At 45.3% G+C, this 21,832-nt stretch carries 14 protein-coding genes; all 14 read left to right on the top strand.

Annotation, left to right across the window (positions count from 1 at the left end):
• Nucleotides 1-5: 5 nt before the first annotated feature.
• The 14 genes from A8C56_RS13100 (at nucleotide 6) to A8C56_RS13035 (ending at nucleotide 21,806) form a co-directional block, all read left to right on the top strand.
• Nucleotides 6-809 carry a DUF3823 domain-containing protein gene (locus A8C56_RS13100; protein WP_067761994.1) on the top strand — a complete coding sequence of 268 codons (804 nt, stop codon included), beginning with the start codon at nucleotides 6-8 and terminating at the stop codon, nucleotides 807-809.
• Between the two features lie 121 nt (nucleotides 810-930).
• A complete protein-coding gene (locus A8C56_RS13095) occupies nucleotides 931-2,073 on the top strand; it encodes a DUF4185 domain-containing protein (protein ID WP_169818778.1) in 1,143 nt (380 codons plus the stop codon).
• A 6-nt stretch (nucleotides 2,074-2,079) separates the two neighbouring features.
• Nucleotides 2,080-4,233: a hypothetical protein gene (locus A8C56_RS13090; RefSeq protein ID WP_157097974.1), complete on the top strand. Its 2,154-nt coding sequence runs from the start codon at nucleotides 2,080-2,082 to the stop codon at nucleotides 4,231-4,233.
• A 153-nt stretch (nucleotides 4,234-4,386) separates the two neighbouring features.
• Nucleotides 4,387-6,321 carry a glycoside hydrolase family 172 protein gene (locus tag A8C56_RS13085; RefSeq protein ID WP_067756773.1) on the top strand — a complete coding sequence of 645 codons (1,935 nt, stop codon included), beginning with the start codon at nucleotides 4,387-4,389 and terminating at the stop codon, nucleotides 6,319-6,321.
• 518 nt (nucleotides 6,322-6,839) lie between these two features.
• Complete coding sequence (locus A8C56_RS13080; protein WP_067756770.1) at nucleotides 6,840-7,877, top strand: LacI family DNA-binding transcriptional regulator; 1,038 nt, start codon at nucleotides 6,840-6,842, stop codon at nucleotides 7,875-7,877.
• Nucleotides 7,878-7,961: 84 nt separating this feature from the next.
• Nucleotides 7,962-9,128 (top strand): glycoside hydrolase family 172 protein, encoded by a 1,167-nt coding sequence (locus tag A8C56_RS13075; protein ID WP_067756767.1) that lies wholly within the window; start codon nucleotides 7,962-7,964, stop codon nucleotides 9,126-9,128.
• A 42-nt stretch (nucleotides 9,129-9,170) separates the two neighbouring features.
• Nucleotides 9,171-10,430 carry a DUF6786 family protein gene (locus tag A8C56_RS13070; RefSeq protein ID WP_067756764.1) on the top strand — a complete coding sequence of 420 codons (1,260 nt, stop codon included), beginning with the start codon at nucleotides 9,171-9,173 and terminating at the stop codon, nucleotides 10,428-10,430.
• A 2-nt stretch (nucleotides 10,431-10,432) separates the two neighbouring features.
• Entirely contained in the window at nucleotides 10,433-12,211 is a 1,779-nt protein-coding gene (locus A8C56_RS13065) for an L-fucose isomerase (protein ID WP_067756761.1), read from the top strand.
• A gap of 331 nt (nucleotides 12,212-12,542) precedes the next feature.
• The gene (locus A8C56_RS13060) at nucleotides 12,543-13,841 is read left to right on the top strand and encodes a sugar MFS transporter (protein WP_067756758.1); all 1,299 of its coding nucleotides are present in this window, start codon (nucleotides 12,543-12,545) and stop codon (nucleotides 13,839-13,841) included.
• 555 nt (nucleotides 13,842-14,396) lie between these two features.
• Nucleotides 14,397-17,636 carry a SusC/RagA family TonB-linked outer membrane protein gene (locus A8C56_RS13055; RefSeq protein WP_084490195.1) on the top strand — a complete coding sequence of 1,080 codons (3,240 nt, stop codon included), beginning with the start codon at nucleotides 14,397-14,399 and terminating at the stop codon, nucleotides 17,634-17,636.
• Nucleotides 17,637-17,678: 42 nt separating this feature from the next.
• Nucleotides 17,679-19,424, top strand: coding sequence for a RagB/SusD family nutrient uptake outer membrane protein (locus A8C56_RS13050; protein WP_067756756.1), 1,746 nt, complete (start codon nucleotides 17,679-17,681; stop codon nucleotides 19,422-19,424).
• Between the two features lie 118 nt (nucleotides 19,425-19,542).
• Complete coding sequence (locus tag A8C56_RS13045; RefSeq protein WP_169818777.1) at nucleotides 19,543-19,914, top strand: TlpA family protein disulfide reductase; 372 nt, start codon at nucleotides 19,543-19,545, stop codon at nucleotides 19,912-19,914.
• Nucleotides 19,915-19,941: 27 nt separating this feature from the next.
• Nucleotides 19,942-20,712 carry an MIP/aquaporin family protein gene (locus tag A8C56_RS13040; RefSeq protein ID WP_067756753.1) on the top strand — a complete coding sequence of 257 codons (771 nt, stop codon included), beginning with the start codon at nucleotides 19,942-19,944 and terminating at the stop codon, nucleotides 20,710-20,712.
• A complete protein-coding gene (locus A8C56_RS13035) occupies nucleotides 20,709-21,806 on the top strand; it encodes a GTP-binding protein (RefSeq protein ID WP_067756750.1) in 1,098 nt (365 codons plus the stop codon). The genes A8C56_RS13040 and A8C56_RS13035 overlap by 4 nt, the downstream gene beginning before the upstream one ends.
• Nucleotides 21,807-21,832 lie beyond the last annotated feature (26 nt).

Genomic DNA, 21,832 nt, shown 5'->3' with positions numbered 1-21,832 from the left:
TCAATATGAAACAGTTTGCTTATTTATTTTTATTTTTTACAGGTATATGGTTCGTGTCCTGTAAAAAAATAGATAATTATTCCGTACCTGCCGAAACGATAAAAGGAAAAGTAGTGGATGTGGCCACCGGTGAGCCTGTTTTAACCGACCAGGGAAGTGAAGGAACACGGGTGCGTTTGCTGGAGCTGAGCTGGAAAGGCAGCGCCAAGCCTGAGCCATTTGATTTCTTTTGCATGAAAGAGGGCGTCTTTCAGAATACAAAAATTTTTAAAGGTACTTATAATGTCAGGGTAGACGGAGCTTTTATTCCTATTGTAAGAGTAAATACAAACGGGGATACCTTATCTGATGAATCGAAGACCCTTGAAATAAGCGGAGTAACAGATGTTGAATTTAAAGTACAGCCATTCCTGAAGTTAAAATGGGTAGGCACACCAACGGTAAAAGACGGTAAAATCACCGCAACGGTGATTGTGACAAGAGGAGTAAGCCCTGCAGATTTTAAAGCCAAGATCGAGCCTATGGGAGGATACAGTGATGATTTTTTGAACGTTACGGATGTGCGGTTATTTGTAAGCGAGGTGCCTTATGTAGGGTACAGGGAGTGGGATAACCGGTATACAACGATCAATGAATATTCGGGGGATGCATTCAACGCCTTGTTGGGGCAGCCGGTTACTATTACAACACAGGGTACGATCCCTTCCGGCAGAACCGTATTCATCCGGGCCGCAGCGCGGATCAATTATGCAACTGAAAATATTCAAAGACATAATTACAATGAAGCGATAAGGGTAGATGTGCCTTAATGCCATTTCCATTACAAAGTATCTTTGCAGCCTGTGCTGTCAAAGATGGTCAGCAGGAACATTTACCGGCATCCTATCGGTTGATGCACGACCCATGGGATGTTTTACAGGAACAAAATTTATGATGAAACGATCAGTACCGCACACTTTTTTAACCTTTCTTTTTATTGCAGCTGGTTGTGCTGTTGCAGCCCAGAGCCACAAGCCACCGGACGGAGAAATAGAGCTGGTGGATATCCGGCCCCTGGCACGGGTAACCGGCGGGTCGCTACCCGGCGAAACCCTGCCCAACCCTAACAGAACGGATGTCCGTTTTGATGTTGCCGGCACGGATCTGGGAATTGTATGGGAAATGGGCAAAGGCAGATTTGGCGTTTTTTTTGGCGATACCAACGGTGCCGGTTTTCAGGCAGGCAAAGGCGGTGGCAATGGTAGCAACTGGCGGTCAAACGTGTTGGGATTTTCGGCAGATACTTTATTAGAAGATGGGATGACAATAGATCAGATGGCAGTTGATGACAGCGGCCGGGCCCGGGAGATCTGTGCCGGCGCACACGCCAATCCCCGGGTATATCAAACTTCTATTCCTACGGCAGCCATACATGCGGGCAATGGCGATTTTGTCCATTATATGAACATTTATAAATGGAATGCGCCCGGGGGCCGCTGGCTAACCAATTTTTCTTCGCTGTACGGGTCATATGACGGTGGGCGCAACTGGGAGCGGGTTACCGGAGTTACTTTCGATTCCAACAGCAGATTTTCACAGATCTGTTATGCAAAAAAAGATAACTGGATCTATATGATTGGCTCCTTATCAGGGCGTGGCAGCGCCGCCTATCTGGCGCGCTTCCGGGAAGCTGATATTACCCGCCATAACCGGTATGAGTACTGGAATGGTACTCTGCACAGATGGGTACAGGGCCGGGAAAGCAGTGCCACGCCGGTCATTCCGGCGCCTGTTGGTGAAGCCTCGCTTATTTTTAATAAAACGCTGCAGCGCTGGATCATTTTATACAGCTATGACGCCAGGCAGGACCCTGCCCGCCATTTTTCAGGGAACGGTCTTGTATACCGGGATGCGGTAACCTTACAGGGGCCCTGGAGCCGGGCAAAGATGATCCCGGTCCGGGACTCACTGCCCGGGTATGCTCCCTTTATTCATCCGCTGAGTGAAAAAGGAACCTCCCTTTTTTATACCCGGTCAATATGGGGGCCGTATAATGTTTTTTTAATGAAAGCTACCTTACAGATGCATCAATAGAATATCATGATAAAAAAGAACCTTCTTTCTGCCTGCCTGTATTCCCTGCTTGCTTCTGCAACAGTGAGCGCCCAGGAAAAAACCGCCTTCCAGATAGCGAACGCCTGGGATGCTGCTTATGATGTGCGTTCTGATATAGCCATTGTGTATGGTATCAACGATGCCGGCGGAAATTTTGAAGAGCGGGTGAAAAGCTGGCAGGATAAAGGGTATAAAGTGCATTTTATGACCGGTATTGCCTGGGGACAATACAAGGATTATTTCAAAGGCCGGTTTGATGGAAGACCGCATTTTGATGAAGGGCAGGTACAGCGCAATGGTGATACCATCTGGCATGGAAAAGATGTTCCCTATATTGTACCATCAGAAAATTATCTGCAGTACATAAAAACGCATATTAAAAGAGCGATTGATGCCGGTGCAGGCGCTATTTACCTGGAGGAGCCCGAATTCTGGGCCAGGGCAGGATATAGCCAGGCGTTCAAAACAGAATGGAAAAAGTATTACGGAGCGGAATGGAGACCACAGCATGAATCGCCCGAAGCTACTTATCGCTCATCAAAACTGAAATATCATCTTTATTACAATGCTTTAAAGGAATGTTTTGCTTATGCAAAATCCTATAGTAGAAGTATTGGAAAAGAGGTGCAATGCTATGTGCCTACGCATTCACTGCTCAATTATTCTTCATGGCAGATTGTTAGCCCTGAAGCAAGCCTTGCTTCCATAAAAGAGGTGGATGGGTATATAGCACAGATTTGGACGGGCACTTCCAGGGAACCGGTTTATTATAACGGAATTAAAAAGGAACGTGTTTTTGAGAATGCCTTTTTAGAATATGGGGCTATGGTTTCTATGATAGCCCCCACCGGTAAAAAAATATTTTTGCTGACTGACCCTATAGAAGATGCGCGGCGTACCTGGGACGATTATAAAAGGAATTATGAAGCTACTTTCACGGCACAGCTGCTTTATCCAACGGTTGCAGATTATGAGGTAATGCCCTGGCCAAGCCGCATTTACCTGGGCAAATTTAAGCTGGAGAACAGTGATGCGGTACAACCCATATCTCCTGCCTATGCTACACAAATGCAGGTAATGATCAATGCGTTAAACAGTATGCCCGCGTCTGCCGGTAAAGTCAGCGGTACCCAGGGTATCGGGATCCTGGTATCGAACTCGATGATGTTTCAACGGTTTCCTACGCATGCAGGTTATGAAGACCCGCAGTTATCCAACTTCTATGGCATGGCACTGCCATTGGTAAAACGCGGGGTGCCGGTAGCAACCGTACATATGGAAAACCTGGCAAATGCCAATGCGCTCAAAAACATTAAGGTTTTAATAATGAGCTATGCCAATATGAAGCCGCTTAGTGAAAGCTATCATACAGCACTGGCAAAATGGGTAAAGAATGGTGGGGTTCTGCTGTACTATGGCAGGGATAATGACCCGTTTCAGAATATACAGGAGTGGTGGAATACAAAAGGGAAGTCCTGTCATGCACCCTCTGAGGATCTGTTGAACAAGATGGGCATTACAACTATTGATGACGGAAAATTTATTAAGATAGGTAAGGGATGGGTCTGTATAAACAGAAAAGATCCGAAAGAATTAGTGCTGACGGGCAATGCAGATGGTAAATTTCTGGAGCAAACAGAACAGGCCCATAGAGTTTATGCAAAAGCAGGCCCGCTTGTATTTAAAAATAATTTTTTACTGCAAAGAGGCCCTTATATTATTGGAGCGGTAATGGATGAAAATGCAGACACCACATCATTGATGATCAATGGCCCGGTAGTTGATCTGCTGGATCCGGAGCTGCCCGTACTACCTGCAAAAGAAGTAAAGCCGGGGCAGCAGGCCTTTTTATATGATCTGAAAACCGTTCAGGCTGATCCGCCAAAAATAATAGCCGCTGCAGGAAGGGCATATGATGAAAAATATGAAAATAGAACATATAGCTTTCTTTTGCGCAGCCCCTCAAACACCAGTAACAGCATGCGTATTCACCTTCCGGGAAAACCCAGTAAAATTCAGTTAAGCCTGAACGGGAAGACCATTGAAGCAAAGAGGGATCAATGGGATGCAACTTCCGGTACGTTGTTGCTGCAGTTTGAAAACCATAGTGAAGGCGTGCAGGTATCGATCAGGATATAGATCATCCGTGCCTCATCATAGTGCAGAAGCATAACATTGATGCCTGATGAGCACCGGCAGTATGTTTAAATACGAATAAAGAACCGGGAATTTATGATTTTATTTGGTTGTTTAAACGTTTAAGTATACCTTAGTACGACGATTGCAAAAAATATGAAAAGTTTTAAAACCGGAAACTTCTGTATCTCATTACTGATGATTGTGCAAGGGCTGTTTGTGCATGCACAGACAGTGGTCACTTTTGAATCCGAACTGGAGCGGCTTTCAGACCTGAAAGCGCTATCCCGCTATCTCGAGGGCAGTCTTGTCCGGCAGGTTTCATCTTATGATACCACGGGAGGAAATGATGATGGTTTTGGTGGCAACTACTCCTATCTCCGTAAAGAACCGGCTGGAGGTCTGGTTATCTTTGATCAGAAAGGGCAGGGCGTTATTGAACGGATATGGACCCCAACGCCAACAGATGATACGCTCGATTTTTATTTTGATGGCAGCCGTTTTCCCGGCCTTTCCATAAAATTCAGGGATCTTTTCAGTAATTCAGTAGCACCTTTTCTGGCACCTGTTGCAGATCATAAGGTAGGTGGCTTTTACAGCTATATTCCCGTTCCGTATAAGAGCGGCTGCAAGATCGTTTTCCGGGGTAAGAAAATGTTGTTTTACCAGATCCAGTACCGGGAGTATGATAAGCGGTATCAGGTACAAACGTTTAAAAAGCAATACAGTGCCCGGGCACAGCAATTGCTGGGCAAAGCTATTGAACAATGGAATAACGAGGACCGGTCAGTATCCAGCTGCTATGCAGAAAGCCCGCGCATCCTCGTAAAAAACATACGACTGGTACCCGGAAGTACCAGCCGGCTGTTTGACCTGCAAGAAGGTGGCCGCATCCTGGGCATAGAATTAAAGCCGCCCGGCATATTTTCCGGGATGTATAAACAGGTAGATCTGAAAATAACCTGGGATGATGAGCCGGTTCCGGCAGTGTATGTACCGGTAGCAGATTTCTTTGGTTTTGCCTATGGCACGCCCTCAATGAAGAGCTTGTTTCTGGGCGCTGCAAATGCAAAAGCGTATTGTTATATTCCCATGCCATTTGATAAAAATGCAAAAGCGGAATTGATTTACCGGGCTGGAGCCGGTGATGAAAAATCGGTTAATATAACGGCAACTATCTACTACTCCAATGAAAAACGCAATGCCGCAAAAGAAGGCCGCTTTTATGCTTACTGGAAACAGGAGCGCCCTGCGGCGGGAAAGCCCTTTGTTTTCCTGCAAGGCCAGGGAAAAGGGCAATACATCGGCACCCTGTTTCAGGGCCAGGCAACAGATGGCACCAACTTTACAGAGTACTTTGAGGGAGACGATTCTACAGCCATTGACGGCCAAATGACGGCCCATGGAACCGGTTCTGAAGATTATTTCAATGGCGGGTGGTATGCACAACCGGGTGGTTGGGCACAGCGGTTGGGTGCCCCCTTAAGCGGTTGTCTGGAATATTCTTTGCCGTTGGGAAGAACGGGCGGTTACCGTTTTTTCCTGATGGATAAAATGCCTTTTTACAAAAGTATCTTTCACAGTATTGAGCATGGCCCCGTTGGCAATAATCGGCCGGTGAACTATACATCAGTAGCCATGTACTATGCAGATCAGTCCATTGCGGCACCTGTTCCTCCCACAACCGCTTTAACCAGAGTGTATGAGCCGGACACGCTTACTTTTTACACAAGGCTGATGCGCCACCTCACTTATAACGGGAACCTGCAGTTTAAAAATGGCGTTGCAGTGCTGGCAGAAAAAAATAATGCCAGCCTGACCATCAATGTTGCAGAGATCCCAAAAGGGGAGTATAAGGTTTACCTGCATCAGGTAAGTGCTGCAACCGGTGCAATTCAGGTGCAGATGGCAGATGCGCTGAAAGTGCATGACTGGAATAAGCTGGCTGTAAATAAAGGAAATGAACCGCAGAACCTGCTGATAGGGGATGTAGCCGTCACTGACAATTTCATTCCCGTATCTGTTTTATTTAAAAGCGCAGAGAAGAATCCGGGTTTTGTTTTTGACAGGGTGCTGTTTATAAAAAAATAATAAACTGAAAGCTTCTGCATGCCGGCCATGGTTGCTTAATCGATTGAACTGACGCTCAGAGGTAATAATGCGTCAGACATCGCCTGTACAGATGGGGTGAAACCCGACGTGGACGGGAATATATACATCACCATTACGGCGGGAGAAGAGAATGATAACGGTACCCGGTTCTATTACTTAAATGCAATGCGTATTCAGCAGGAATAGCTGCCCGGATCGTAATGCAGTTAAATGCCGGATGTAGCCGCTGCTATTTGGGAGCATGCTGTGTCCGGAATGACCGATAAACAAAAATATTTATTAAAACAGGAAAATGTATCTGTAAAACTCTGTAAATTGGTATCTGTAATTGTGGAGAAGGGATAAGTCCTTTTGCGCTTGCCCCGGTGATCATTCTGCCTTAACCCTGCGTTTTAAACCCGGCTGCTGCTGGTTGATGGGAGCTCCTAATATTACATGGCTGAAAATTGAAAGAGATACAAAAGGACTTGTATTTTTATTAATACTATTTGAGAGATATGATTAAAAAACGCACATCACTGAAGGATATTGCCCAAAAAGTAGGCGTATCCACTGCTCTGGTATCCTATGTTCTGAATGGTAAGGAAAAGGAGGCCCGGGTAGGAGAGGCTGCTGCGAGAAAAATAAAGAAAGTGGCTATTGAGCTGAATTACCAGCCCAATCTCATAGCGCGCGGCCTGAAGTTTGGGAAGACAAACACTATCGGGCTGATCGTTGCCGATATTTCCAATCCCTTTTTCGCTATGCTGGCACGGAATATTGAGCTGGAAGCGCAGAAGAACGGGTATACGGTATTATTCGGCAGCAGTGATGAGCAACTGGAAAAATCGCAGAACCTGATCAATACTTTTTTAAACCGTCAGGTGGATGGCCTGATCATTACACCTGTGGCAGGCTCACAGCCGCAGATCGAGGAGCTTAAAAATAAGGGCGTTCCATTTGTTTTGATGGACCGTGGTTTTAAGGAAGTAGACACGAATGTGGTCGTGACCGATAACCATGATGCCATGTACACCGCAGTAAAGCTGTTAATAAAGAACGGTTACAGGAAAATTGGTATGATTGCGTATGATACGCCACTGACGCATATGCACGACCGGATTGCGGGTTACAGGGATGCGTTGAAGGCCGGGGGCATCCGGTTCCATTCCAGGTGGCTGATGAAAGTGCCTTATCAGGGCTATAAGGAGCATATTGCAGCATTGCTCAATCAATTATCAGATTCGGCGGATAGCGGCATTGACGCATTGGTGTTTGCAACCAACAGCATCTCTGTTCAGGCATTGAAAGCCATTCATTCAAAAGGAATAAAGGTACCGCAACAGCTTGGGGTGATCAGTTTTGATGAAAGTGATACTTTTGATTTTTTCTATTCTTCTATAACTTATATCAAACAGAATTTACAGGCTATCAGTGAAAATGCAGTTCGCTCCCTGATACAGTCCTTTGAAGGCAAAAACAGGAAATCCATAAGGATCATTGTGCCGGCTTCCATAATAAAAGGAGAAAGCAGCGGCCTGCACAAAAATCGGTAAAGATTAAGTTGGTGGTTTCTGTTTTGCTTGTTATTTTTGCTTAAACGTATAAGCTTTCTGATTCATTTACTAAAACTTGTCAATATGAAAAAAAGTAGTTTCTTGTTCTTATGTATGGTGGCTTTTACTGTTGCCTGGTCCCAGGAAGGAAAATTCAACGGATTGGATATGAACCTGAGCACACTTTCCCGGTTGTCCGATGCCAAGACCCGATCCATCAGCCCGGAGAATTTTACGGGTGAAAAAGGAAAAGGAGGCATGGCAGATCCCGTGGCAGACAAAGGAAAACGGAACGTGGCCAACGCCGCTAATGAGGCGCGCGAACTCGGCAAAGGCTGGAAAGTGAACCCTTTTATAATCATTAACCCCGGTGAAACATTCACGATGGCTGATATTGCCGGGCCGGGTGCTATTCAGCATATATGGATGACGCCTACCGGCAACCTTAATTTTTCCATTTTCAGGATCTATTATGACGGCGAAACAGACCCCTCTGTGGAGAGCCCCGTCGGGCCATTCTTTGGAATCGCATGGAATGAGTTCTCTCCCCTTAACTCGCTTGCCATCACCGTGAACCCGGGCAGCGCTTTTAACAGTTACTGGAAAATGCCTTTCAGGAAAAACTGCAAAATTACCATGCAGAATATAGACAGCCAGCCGATGCGCTTATATTACCAGGTTGATTACACGCTTACAGAAGTAGGCAATGATGAAGCCTATTTCCATGCGCAATACCGCCGCAGTAAGCCGGATGCCAATTCACTGCATACCATACTGGATGGTGTAAAAGGCAAGGGACAGTATGTAGGCACCTTTATGGGGGTTGGCGTTACCAATAATGGCTGGTGGGGAGAAGGCGAAATAAAATTCTTCATGGACGGGGATAAAGAGCACGCCACCATTGTTGGAACAGGAACAGAAGACTATTTCTGCGGCTCCTATAATTTTGAGAACAAGCGCACCCATCAGTACCAGGAGTTTTCAACACCTTATACAGGATTGCATCAGGTATTGAGACCGGACGGGTTATACGGATCGCAGCAGCGCTTCGGAATGTATCGCTGGCACATTATGGATCCCATCCGCTTCGACAAGGACCTGAAAGTGACGATACAGGACCTGGGATGGAGATCCGGCGGGCGCTACCTGCCACAGCATTCTGACATTATTACTGTGGCCTACTGGTACCAGACAGAGCCGCACCAGAAATTTCCCGGGCTTCCGGAAGCAGATGTATTAGAAGTGAATTAATAACTATTGACCCAATCATCTTAACACAAACAAAATAAACAGATGAACTACCGTCTTTTTTCAATATTGATGAGCAGCGCTGTTGTGTTAGCCTGTAATAATGCAGCAAAATCACCAGGTGCTGAAACGGATACAACAAAAGAGAACGTGACTATGGCAAACAATACTTCCGGGACCTTTGGATATGACCTACGCTTTTTACAGCAAAAAGACAGCGGGCTGGTAGTGTTGAAAAGCGCTGATGGCGCCAGCCAGGTCATTGTTTCACCCAGGTACCAGGCAAAGGTGTTTACTTCAACAGCCAACGGCCCTGATGGCAGCAGCTTTGGCTGGGTAAATTATAAAGCATTTACCGGCGACGCAGACGCGCACATGAATGCCTATGGTGGTGAGGACCGTTTATGGCTGGGACCGGAAGGCGGGCCGTTTTCTCTTTATTTTAAACCAGGGGCAAAAATGGAATTTGCCAACTGGAAAACACCGGCTCCTTTTGACACAGAAGCATGGGCACTGGTTGCTTCGGACGCATCGTCTGTAACAATGAGCAAAGAAATGAACCTGGTAAACTATGCAGGTACATCCCTGCAGATAAAAGCAGACCGTTCTGTAACGCTTATTGACAATGCGGCCATAAAGGAAGATCTGGGCATAGAACTTTTACCGGGGAGCCGGTCCGTTGCGTTCAGGACGGTAAACACGATCACCAATACCGGCAAAAATACCTGGAATGAAAAAACGGGCGCACCCTGTATGTGGAACCTTGATATGTTTACACCTTCAGAAAGCTGTACCATTGTGATCCCTTATAACAAGGATGCTGCGGGTAAAGTGGCCACTACAGATTATTTTGGCGAGATACCAAAAGAGCGGGTCCGTTACAGCAACGGGTTGCTGTTCTTTATGGCAGACGGAAAGTCGAGGGGCAAACTGGGCATCCCCCCGCAACGGGTTAAGAATATAGCGGGGAGTTATGATGCAGCCGGCAAAGTGCTTACGATCATCAGATATGATATTGACCCCAATGGCCGGTACCTGAACCAGGAATGGCGTACAGACAGGCCACCGTTTAGTGGTGATGCAATGAATGCCTACAACGATGGCCCCCTGGCCGACGGAACACAAATGGGGCCATTTTATGAAATGGAAAGTGTTACCCCTGCCGCCTTATTAAAACCGGGTGAAAAACAAGTGCATCACCACAGCGTTTATCATTTTACCGGTGCTAAAGCGGCATTAGACACTATAGCTAAAAAAACATTGGGTGTTTCTGTTGATGATATTGAAAAAGCGTTTAAAAAATAGTTATGGCAGTTAAAAAAATAAACAACTATCCTAAAATAGGCATCCGGCCTGTTATTGACGGCCGTTTAGGCGGAATCCGGGAATCGCTGGAAGCCACCACAATGGGAATGGCAAAAGCCGTGGCGGCATTATATTCCAGAGAATTAAGATACCCGGATGGTACCCCGCTTGAATGTGTTATTGCGGACACTACGATCGGGGGCGTAAAGGAGGCGGCAGCGTGCGCCAGGAAGTTCGAATTGAATAATGTGGGCGTTTCACTGTCTGTAACGCCCTGCTGGTGCTATGGTTCAGAAACTATGGACATGCACCCGACCCTTCCCAAGGCCATCTGGGGGTTTAACGGTACTGAGCGCCCGGGCGCCGTTTACCTGGCAGCAACATTGGCGGCGCATAATCAAAAAGGATTACCCTGTTTTGGCATTTATGGAAGGGACGTGCAGGATATGGGAGATGCGGCCATACCGGAGGATGTGCGGGATAAGTTATTGAATTTTGCAAAAGCGGGCATGGCCGTAGCCCTTATGAAGGGCCAATCCTATCTGGCTATTGGTTCTGTTTCAATGGGCATTGCCGGCTCTATTGTTGATCCGCAGTTCTTTCAGGAATACCTGGGCATGCGGAATGAATATGTGGATTCTTCTGAAATTTTAAGAAGAATTCAGCTGAATATTTTTGATCAGGCCGAATTTAAAAAAGCGATCGCCTGGGTAAAGCAAAACTGTAAAGAAGGAAAAGATTATAACCGGAAGGAAAAAATAAAATCACGGAAGGAAAAAGACAAGGACTGGGAGTTTGTAGTAAAGATGACCCAGATCATCCGTGACCTGATGATTGGAAATCCAGGATTAAAAGACATGGGATATGCAGAGGAAGCACAGGGGCACCATGCGATCGTATCCGGCTTCCAGGGGCAGCGCCAGTGGACCGACTTCTTACCGGATGGTGATTTTTCCGAAGCGATACTGAATTCTTCTTTTGACTGGAATGGCATCCGCAATCCATATATTGTAGCAACCGAAAATGATTGTTATAACGGTGTTTCAATGCTGTTCAATTATTTGCTTACCAATACAGCCCAGATCTTTGCAGATGTAAGAACCTATTGGAGCCCCGAGGCAACAGAGCGGGTATCCGGCTGGAAGCCGGATGGCCCTGCTGCCAATGGGTTTATTCACCTGATCAATTCCGGCTCCGCTACACTGGATGGAACGGGGCAGCAGACCAAAAACGGCCAGCCGGCTATGAAGCCTTTCTGGGAAATAAAGGATAAGGAAGCAAAGGCCTGCCTGGACGCCACTACCTGGAGCCCCTCCAACCGGGATTATATGCGGGGCGGCGGCTATTCCTCTACCTTTCTTACAAAAGGGGGCATGCCGGTTACCATGTGCCGCCTGAACCTGGTAAAAGGGCAGGGTCCTGTATTGCAGATCGCGGAAGGCTATACCATCGACCTACCGGAAAAAGTGCACCAGGTATTGAATGAACGGACTGATCGCATATGGCCAACCACCTGGTTTGTTCCCAACCTTACCGGCCAGGGCCCATTTAAGGATGTCTATTCCGTAATGGCGGGCTGGGGCGCTAATCATGGGGCTATAAGCTATGGCCATATAGGCGCGCAGCTGATCACACTGGCATCCATGCTGCGCATACCGGTATCCATGCACAACGTGGATGCGGATACGATATTCCGTCCTGCTGCCTGGGGCGCTTACGGAATGGATCCCGAAGGTGCAGATTACCGGGCCTGCGCGGTTTATGGACCGTTGTATAAATAGCCTGTGGCTGATAGTTCATAGTCGATAGTTCATGTTCACAGTATGCAGGAAGCGCTATTAACTGAAAACAGAGAACTGATAGCTCTGCCGATTTGAGATCTACGATCTATTGCCTGGTATTAAATGATCTTTACATTTTTATGCCGGATATTGATATGGATTGAGGTGTTCCGGGAAAAATATGTATTTTAACGCCTTGGACGGGGAAGATCGGAAGCAGCCCGGAGCGTATCAAATCTCAAGCCTCAAACAGGATCAGCCTGTTGTTTTGAGCCATTAAATAACGATGAACAGCAATAATAACTTAAGAATAAATTTTATACAGTAAAACATGAGCAGAAAAAGATCTCTTTTTATAAAAGATGGCATTAATTATGCGGCGCCGTTTGCGGCGATCAGTGCATTGTTTTTTCTTTGGGGAGTGGCACATGGCATGCTGGATACCCTGGACAAGAACTTTCAGGAAATGCTGCATTTGAAAAAATGGCAATCCAGCTTTATTCAATTTTCGTTATACGGCGCTTATTTTGGTATGGCCATACCTGCCGGGCTGTTCATGAAAAAGTATGGTTATAAAAAAGGGGTCATATTCGGGCTTATTCTTTTTTCCGCAGGTGCCTTGCTTGCTGCAGCCACTGCGCCCCTGCAATCTTTTATATTATTCCTGCTTTGCCTGCTGATCATCGGCGCCGGGCTCACCACGCTGGAAACGGCCGCCAATCCCTATACCACAAAATTAGGGCCGCCCGAAACTGCTGAGCGCCGGATCAATTTTTCCCAGTCGTTCAACGGTCTTGCCTGGGTGGTTGGGCCATTGATCGCTTTATATATTTATGGCAACCAAAGCCATGTTGAAGGCGAGAAAATGATGTCCATTGTTTTGCCTTTTGCCATTATTGGCCTGGCCGTATTGGTAGTGGCATTTATTTTTATGCGGCTGAAGCTGCCGGAGATCACGGAAGAGGACGAAAATGCAGCTCATGGCGGTCATGGTGTTTCTGCCACCCCCGGTGCTGAGTCAGATATTGAAATAACAGACCCTGAGGACCCCGCATATATTTCAAAGAAACCATTATGGGAAAACCGCCATTTTGTTCTGGGCTTTATAGCACAGGCCTGCTATGTGGCAGCACAAACCGGGGTTTTCAGTTACCTGATCAATTTTGTTACTGACCACGACATGCATCCGCATTTTGATGTGCAGTATGGCCCCTACTTTTTATCGCTGGGTTTTTTGTTATTTATGACAGGAAGGATTACCGGAAGCGCTCTTATGAAATACGTTAAGCCAACAAAGTTGTTGGCATTGTATGCTCTTGCGGTGTGCGTTTTACTGCCTGTGGTTGCCTCAGAACAGGGGTGGGTGTCTTTAATTGCACTTTATGCGGTATTCTTTTTTATGTCGATCATGTTCCCCACTATATTTGCGCTGGCTATTAAAGGGCTTGGAACAAAAACAAAGCAGGGAGCATCGTTCCTGGTTATGGCTGTTGCCGGCGGGGCCGTATTTCCGCCACTGATGGGGCTGGTTGCAGATACATTTGGTATGGCTACAGGCTTTTTCGTTCCTATTCCGTTATTCCTGTTCATTCTTTATTATGCTGTTAAGGGGTATAAAGTAAAAGGCTGATGGTGAATGCTATCGCCCTGGAAGTAATAAAAAGCAGATAAATGCTCAGGCCTGCAGCAGGTAACCGCAGAAATATGTAAGAAAAAGCTCTTTTTGCATAATAGCAGCAGGGGCTCTGGCGATTGTTTGCAGGTAGTGCATGCCAAGGCGGTGCTGTTTCTCAGGGCTTTTTAAATTCAATCAGATAGCAGGATACCCTGCGACTCCGCAGGAAAACGGCTGCTCTCAATTCTTCCCGGAGCCGCACTTTCAGCGCTTTACGGAGCGTTAATTTTTTTTGAAAATAAGATAATTTTTTTTATATTTGTTTAAACGATTAAGCTTGGCGGTGTTTCTGGTAAATTTAGAAGGTGTTTGCAGAAAATTGCATTTTTTAACGATATGCCTTGCGATCCGGTGATCATAAACTGATAAAAGAGAGGCTGCCTAAAGGACTGATAAGAGGGCTGGGTCAGTTATTCTTGTTATTAGCATATGTTTAAACGATTAAGCTATGGATGTTGTAAAGACGTCTTATAATGAAGGTTGCTTTTTTATTTATTTTAATTATATGTCATGAATCCCAAAAAAAACAATCCACTCAGGTATGCTCTATGGCAATGCTGCTTTTTTGCTGTATGGATTTTTTATAGCTCCCTGCTATGCAATGCTGCCTATGGCAGCCACAGGCTTAAGACAAGGGGCTTTTTTGAAAGTGTTTATTTGCAGGATACGATTCCGGGAAACAGCTGGGTGCTGCATGGTACCGTAAAGGATGAGGCAAACAAACCCATACCTGGCGCTACTGTAAAAGTATTACGATCGGACTCTAAAAGTAACGTGACAGACCGGAGCGGCAATTTTATAATTGAAATGAATAATGCACAGGATACCCTCGAAATATCCTTTGTGGGATATCAGACACAGCATGTGGCTCCCGGGAACCAGCGAACGGTTATTATAACATTGCTGCCTGATGAAGCAGGCCGGCAACTGGAAGAAGTAGTGGTAAACACCGGGTACATGATGCAGCGAAAGGCTGATCTTACAGGTTCCGTATCAATGGTCACTTCCAAAGAGCTCACCAAGGGGCAGGGCGTTACCAATGTGCTGCAATCGCTGCAGGGAGTGGTACCCGGCTTGCACATTACTACAGATGGTAATCCTACCGGCAATGTAGGGGTACAACTAAGAGGTATAACCAATATTGGAAATACATCTCCTCTTATAGTAATAGATGGAATGCCCTCCTATATGAATTTAAGAGATCTGAATCCGGAAAATATTGCTTCAATACTGGTTTTAAAAGATGCTTACTCGGCCAGTATTTATGGCACCCAGGGCGGGGCCGGCGTTATTTTGATAGAAACAAAAAAAGGCAGGGCAGGCAGAACAAAAATAGATTACAGCACGACTATGGGGTTTGCCGAATTTAATAATAAACCCCAGATGCTGAATACCTTACAGTACGGCCAGGCAATGTGGCAGGCGGCGGTAAACACAGGACTGGATCCCAATACTTCCACAAGAATATACAAATATGACTGGCATAAAGATGCCAACGGAATCCCCGTCTTGGACAAAGTAAACCCTATTCAATACCTGAATGCAGATTCCACCATGCCCTCGGCCAATACCAATTGGCTGGATGCCATTTCGCAGCGGGGGCTGCAGCAAAATCATCAGCTGACGGTTTCAAGCGGCAGCGAAAAAGCCACCTCTTTGTTTTCGCTGAATTATACCGAAAATCAGGGAACACAGATTTACACCGGATTTAAACGGTTTACTGCACGGGTAAATACGGAATATAAATTGCTGAATAACAGAATTATCATTGGTGAAAACTTTGAGGCCTCGCATTTGATAGAACGTAATAATAACCAAATGCATCAGGCGTTGATAGAACCGCCCATCATACCTGTGCATACTACTACTGGTGGCTGGGGTGGTTCTGCTGTAGCCCTTGGTATGGATGATTACTGGAACCCGGTGCGTGAACTGACGCTGAATAAAGATAATGGAAATAACTATAATAAATTGATAGGTGATGTACATGCCAGCATCCGGTTTCTTAAGGATTTTGTGTTTCGTACCCAGTTAGGGCTGATTTATACAGATGGCTATCATCGTAATATACAGTTTACCTTTCAGGAAGGAGGAGGAAAGGTCAACAATATCAATAGTGTAGATCAATGGTATTGGAGGGAAGCTGCTTTTGACTGGGCCAATACCTTAAATTATAGCCTGAGAAAAAACAAACATAGTTTAGATGCGGTAGCAGGTATAGATGCTAACAAATATGTTTCAGAAAATATGACCGCGAACCGCCAGGGGCTGGCTTTTGAAAATTATGATTTTGCCTATGCAGGAACAGCAACAGGAAATATGAGTGTGGCAGGTGGCGGAGATAAATACAACTTATTATCCTATTTTGGAAAATTTAATTATTCTTTTAACTCAAAGTATTTATTATCCGGTTCTGTACGGTATGATGGATCCTCAAAATTTGGTTCCAATAACCCTTATGCATTATTTCCGGCTATTTCTGCCGGATGGCGCATCAGCCAGGAAGATTTTTTGAAGGATAATAATGTGCTTTCTGATTTAAAGCTAAGGGCCAGTTGGGGGAAAAACGGCACCCTTTCAAATATTAACTCACTTAATAAATATGCTTTTTATGGTGTGAATTATAATTTTACTTCTTATGCCATTGGTGGTAATGAAACAGGCAATCTGCCATCGGGATTTTACAAATTACAAACTGAAAATCCAAATTTAAAATGGGAAACAACTACCCAAGCTGATATTGGTTTGGATTTCGGATTACTGCATCAAACACTGACGGGTGCTTTGGATTTTTATCGCAAATACACGTACGGAATGTTGATAACACCTCCTTATTTGGGTACCATTGGAGAAGGAGGATATCAAAATATTAACGCAGCTAATATGACCAATAGTGGGGTGGAGCTAACGCTTGCTTATAATAGTGCAGCAAATAAGGATTTTAGGTATCAGTTGGCAGGCAATGTTTCTTATAATCGGAATATGGTAAATGATTTGCCGGCTTCCGTAACATATATCTATGGTGGTACGGCGCAAAAGCAGGATGGAATTGCAGGCCATCAATGGGGATCTGTATATGGGTTTGTAACGGATGGATTGTACCAAAACCAGCAGGAAGTGGATAACGGCCCTGACCAGCCAGGCAAAGGCATTGGCAGGATACGTTATAAAGATATTTCCGGGCCGGATGGGAAACCAGACGGTAAGATTGATTACGACTATGACCGTGTCTGGATCAGTAATGGCAACCGGCCAAAGTTTGAATTTGGGCTTAATGTAAACCTGGCCTATAAAAACTTCGATTTTTCGATGTTCTGGCAGGGCGTGGCGGGTGTGAAAGTTTATAACGGTTGGAAAAGTTATAGTGATTTCTGGAATGTGTGGGTGCAAAACGGGTTTAATCACCCTACCCGGGTGCTGGATGCCTGGACGCCCGCCAACACAAGCTCTACCATTCCGGCGCTTTCCTGGAATAATTCAAATGATGAGCTGAGAACTTCTACTTATTTTATTGAGCCCGGCCAGTATGTCAAACTCAGGAATGTTCAATTGGGATATAATTTCCCAAAATCACTCATTTCAAAGATCAGCTTAGACCATTTATACCTGTTTGTGATGGGACAAAATGTATTGATGATCAAGAGTAAGAAATTTACGGGGCCCGACCCTGAAAATCCCGAGGGTAATGATTATGCCAATCCCTATGTCATTCCAAGGATCTTTAAGGCAGGTATTCAAATATCTTTTTAAGTTATTGCAAAATATTTTGAGCCACAAATAAAAATTAAGAAGATGAACAAGATCAAACGTTATATATTATTTTCAATAATTATTTTTTCAGCAGGTAGTTGTAAAAAATTTTTAGAGGTAACACCGCAAGGTGCTATTACCGAAGCAAATGTGAGCACTGCTGATAAGGTAGATGGGCTGGTGTTGGCAGCATATGCCTGGTTGCCACACGAAGGTACTATTAATGCCCGTATGAGCCCCTGGCTGGCCGATATTAAATCGGATGACTCTTATAAAGGTGGCGGGGGTATTGGAGATCAGTTGCCCTGGTACCAATGGGAGGTGTTTTCATTAAACAATGCAGCTACCGGCAATAATGATGGCATCTGGTATGCAGAATACGAAGGCGTTTCACGTTGTAATCATGCATTAACAGCGCTTAATAGCCTTAATGAATCGGATTATCCTTTAAAACAACAAAGAATTGCCGAAGTGAGATTTTTACGGGGTTATTTTTTCCTGAATCTGAAGCGCTGGTATAAGTGGATCCCTTATTTTGATGAAACGGTTTCAGTAGACGATATTAAGAAAGTGCCTAACCGGCCCGATGGAGCTACGAATGACCTTGCTATCTGGCAAAATATTTACAATGATTTTGAAGCAGCAGCCAAAGACTTGCCGGAAAAACAAGATGAAGTGGGTCGTGCTACCAAGTATGCAGCACAGGCATTGATGCTGGAATGCCTGATGTGGATGGCTTATGAACAGGATATGAGTAATAAGGTGGTGAATATAAACAAAGAAACGCTGACCAAGGCATTACCCATTGCCGATGGTATCATCAACAGCGGTAAATACAGCCTGGCACCGGATTATGCCATCAACTTTCTTTTTGATTATGATAACAAATCGCCCGAATCGATCTTTGAATGGCAATATTCGCACAGTGATGGTACTCCCAATGGAAATTTAAATGGAGGTACAGCATTAAATGAACCCTGGTGGCCGCCATACTTTAGCTGCTGCGATTTTCATAAAGCTTCCTATAACATGGTAAATGCGTTTAAAACAGATGCAAAAGGCATCCCGATGTTTGATGATTTTAATGAAGAAGAAATTACTGATAAAAACAAAAAAACCTACTTCTCTAATAATAAATGGGATCCACGTATCAGTCATACCGTAGCCATACCGGGCCTGCCCTGGAAATACCAGCAGAACTTATTGTTTGACAGCAGCGGATCGCGGGACCCGGCGAATTATGGTTATTTTAATTCGTTAAAAGAAAACGTGGAATCCAATTCTCCCGGTCTTGTAAACCTGTTCTGGATGTGGAATTCCAAGAATGAAATTGCCATACGATACGACAGGGTCCTCCTTCAGAAAGCGGAGATACTGATCAGGCTGGGAAGAGAGCTGGAGGCATTGCCCATCATCAACTCGATCCGGCAGCGGGCTGCAAACAGTACGGGAAGACTGAAATTTGCCAATGGCGCACTCACCTTACCTTACAATATCAGTTTATACCAGAATGGAGTAAATTGTAACTGGACGAATGAGTTTGCCTGGAAGGCATTGATGTTTGAAAACCGGCTGGAGTTTGCCATGGAGGGTGTAAGATGGTACGATCTCGTCCGGTGGGGAATAGCGGCATCCACGCTGAACGCTTATTTTGCCAAAGAATATCCGCGCGGCAGATCCTGGCTGAAGGATGGTAAATTTACTCCGGGGCGTGATGAGTTTATGCCGATTCCGCAGCCTCAGATGAATTATTCGTTTGGTGTATACAAGCAGAACCCGGGTTACTAACTGAATATTTTCCAGCATGCTGAAATATTTATTGTGTTTATTGTTTTGCTTTGGCTTGTCAGGCACTGCTTTTTGTCAGGGTACGCGAACCGGTATCCCGCCCTTTAAAATAAGGCTTGTGGATGGGACCGGATTTACGTATCAGCAGATAGAGAAGAACAGACCGTTACTCCTGATTTATTTTTCACCTACATGTGATCATTGTAAAGAATTTGTTGCGGCGTTATTGCAGAACAGGAACAGATGGAAAGATAAGCAGGTAGTGCTGATCTCCTATGAGCATATAAGGGAAGTGAAGGCATTTGCTGATTCATACCATCTGTCTGCTTATCCGAATATAAAAATCGGATCGGAAGGATATACATTTGTTGTACAGCAATATTATCAGATACAACGATTCCCTTTTGTAGCATTGTTCAGCAGGCAGGGGAAGTTAATAAAAATTATATCGGATAAATTGGCCCCTGAAGCAATGGTGCATCAGATATAAACATAGATATATTAAAATCCTTATTGTATGAACAGCGCGTTTAAAGAATTTTCAGGAGAAGCTGCCGGTACATTTATCCTGGTTTTTTTAGGATGCGGCGCTGTTGCTGTATCCATTTTGTTTAACTGGCTGCCCAACATTATTGCTATTGCAGCAGTATGGGGATGTGGCGTTGTCATTGCAATTTATGCAGTTCGGTCTGTATGCAGTGCTCATTTTAATCCGGCCGTAAGCCTTGCAATGAGCATCACCGGAAATTTTCAGAAAAACAAGCTGGCAATGTATTTTGGCGCCCAGTTGGCGGGCTCGGTTATGGCCGGCATCGTTTTGCATATGGTGTTGGGAAATGCTATTCAAAAGTATGAAGCCATGCGTCATATTACAAGAGGTACATATGAATCAGTGGTTACAGCCCGCATGTTCGGAGAGTTTTATGCACCACATCCTGTTTTATCTGCAATGGCAGCAGAGGCCGCCGGTACCTTTTTATTAACAGCCATTATTCTTACAGTAAGCCGTAAGCAGAGCGATAAGGACGGCGGATCAAAATTGGCTGCGCTGTATATAGGGGCTGGGTTAGCAGTGTTGATCTGCCTTTTTGCATCTGTAACACAGGCCGGCTTTAATCCTGCAAGGGATTTTGGTCCAAGACTGGTTTCTTTCTTTACAGGCTGGGGAAAGGCAGCTTTTCCGGACAATGCCGGAGGTTTTTTCTGGGTGTATATTTTTGCCCCGTTCTGCGGTTCCGCACTGGCTGCCCTGCTCTATAATTTTTTATTAAAATATTCCTCAAAATGAAAAGGACACGACTGATCTTCGTTGGCGGATTCCTGGGCGCCGGCAAAACAACTTTACTACAGCAGGCCTCAGCGCTTTTTACAGCGGAAGGGGCATCCGTAGGGCTGATCACAAATGATCAGGCTGAAGAACTGGTGGATACCCATTTTCTGGCAAAAAACAATACCGTTATTAAGGAAGTGAGTGGCAGCTGCTTTTGCTGTAATTACAGCGGGTTTATTGACGTGGTCAACAGCCTGATGGATTATAAGGGAACTATTGATGTGATCATTGCCGAACCGGTAGGCAGCTGCACCGACATTTCTGCCACTATCCTGCAGCCGCTAAAAGAACAGATGCGGGCGGTTGTGGATATGGCTCCTTTTACAGTGGTTGCCGATCCCGGGAAGCTGGAAAATATCCTTGACGGTGGTACAGCAGGCATGCACCCGTCAGCCGCCTATATTTACCGGCAACAGCTTGAAGAAAGTGATGTGCTACTTGTTTCCAAAACAGATACCATTGCGCCGGAGCGGTTAGGGGTATTGACAGAAAAATTAAAACTGATGTACCCGGAGCAGCAGGTGCTGACAATGAGCGCCCGGAATGGAACAGGAGTGAAAGAATGGATGGAATATGTTTGCGGGAGCTCTGTTTCCGGAAGCAGGATCATAGATGTAGACTATGACAGGTATGCAGAAGGAGAAGCTGTAATGGGCTGGCTCAATGCTTCTGTGCTATTGCAGGGAAAGGGAGTGGATTGGGATCTGTTGCTGAAGCGCTATTTTCAGCAACTGAACAGTTTACTGGGCAGAGGAATGGCAATTGGTCATATAAAGATCCTGATCGAATGTACAGGCAATGATTATATAATCGGTAATCAGACAGGGCCGCTTCATACATTACAGTTCAGCAGCAGTGCAGGAACAGGCAATATTGCCGGAATGACCATTAACGCGCGGGTAGAGACAGACCCCGGGAAACTGAAGGAGCTTGTTTTTGAAGCGCTGGCTCAAACAATTGACGAAGATCTGTTTTATGAGATCAGGCAATGCAAGGCGTTCAGCCCCGGTTATCCCCGGCCCCAACACAAATACCGGTATGTGGTTGCATAAACGATCCGGAATTTATAAAATAAAAA

The sequence above is a fragment of the Niabella ginsenosidivorans genome (genome assembly GCF_001654455.1).
Taxonomy (GTDB): domain Bacteria; phylum Bacteroidota; class Bacteroidia; order Chitinophagales; family Chitinophagaceae; genus Niabella; species Niabella ginsenosidivorans.
The sequence above is the reverse complement of the archived record's forward strand: the minus strand, read 5'-3'. Positions and strand labels throughout refer to the sequence as shown.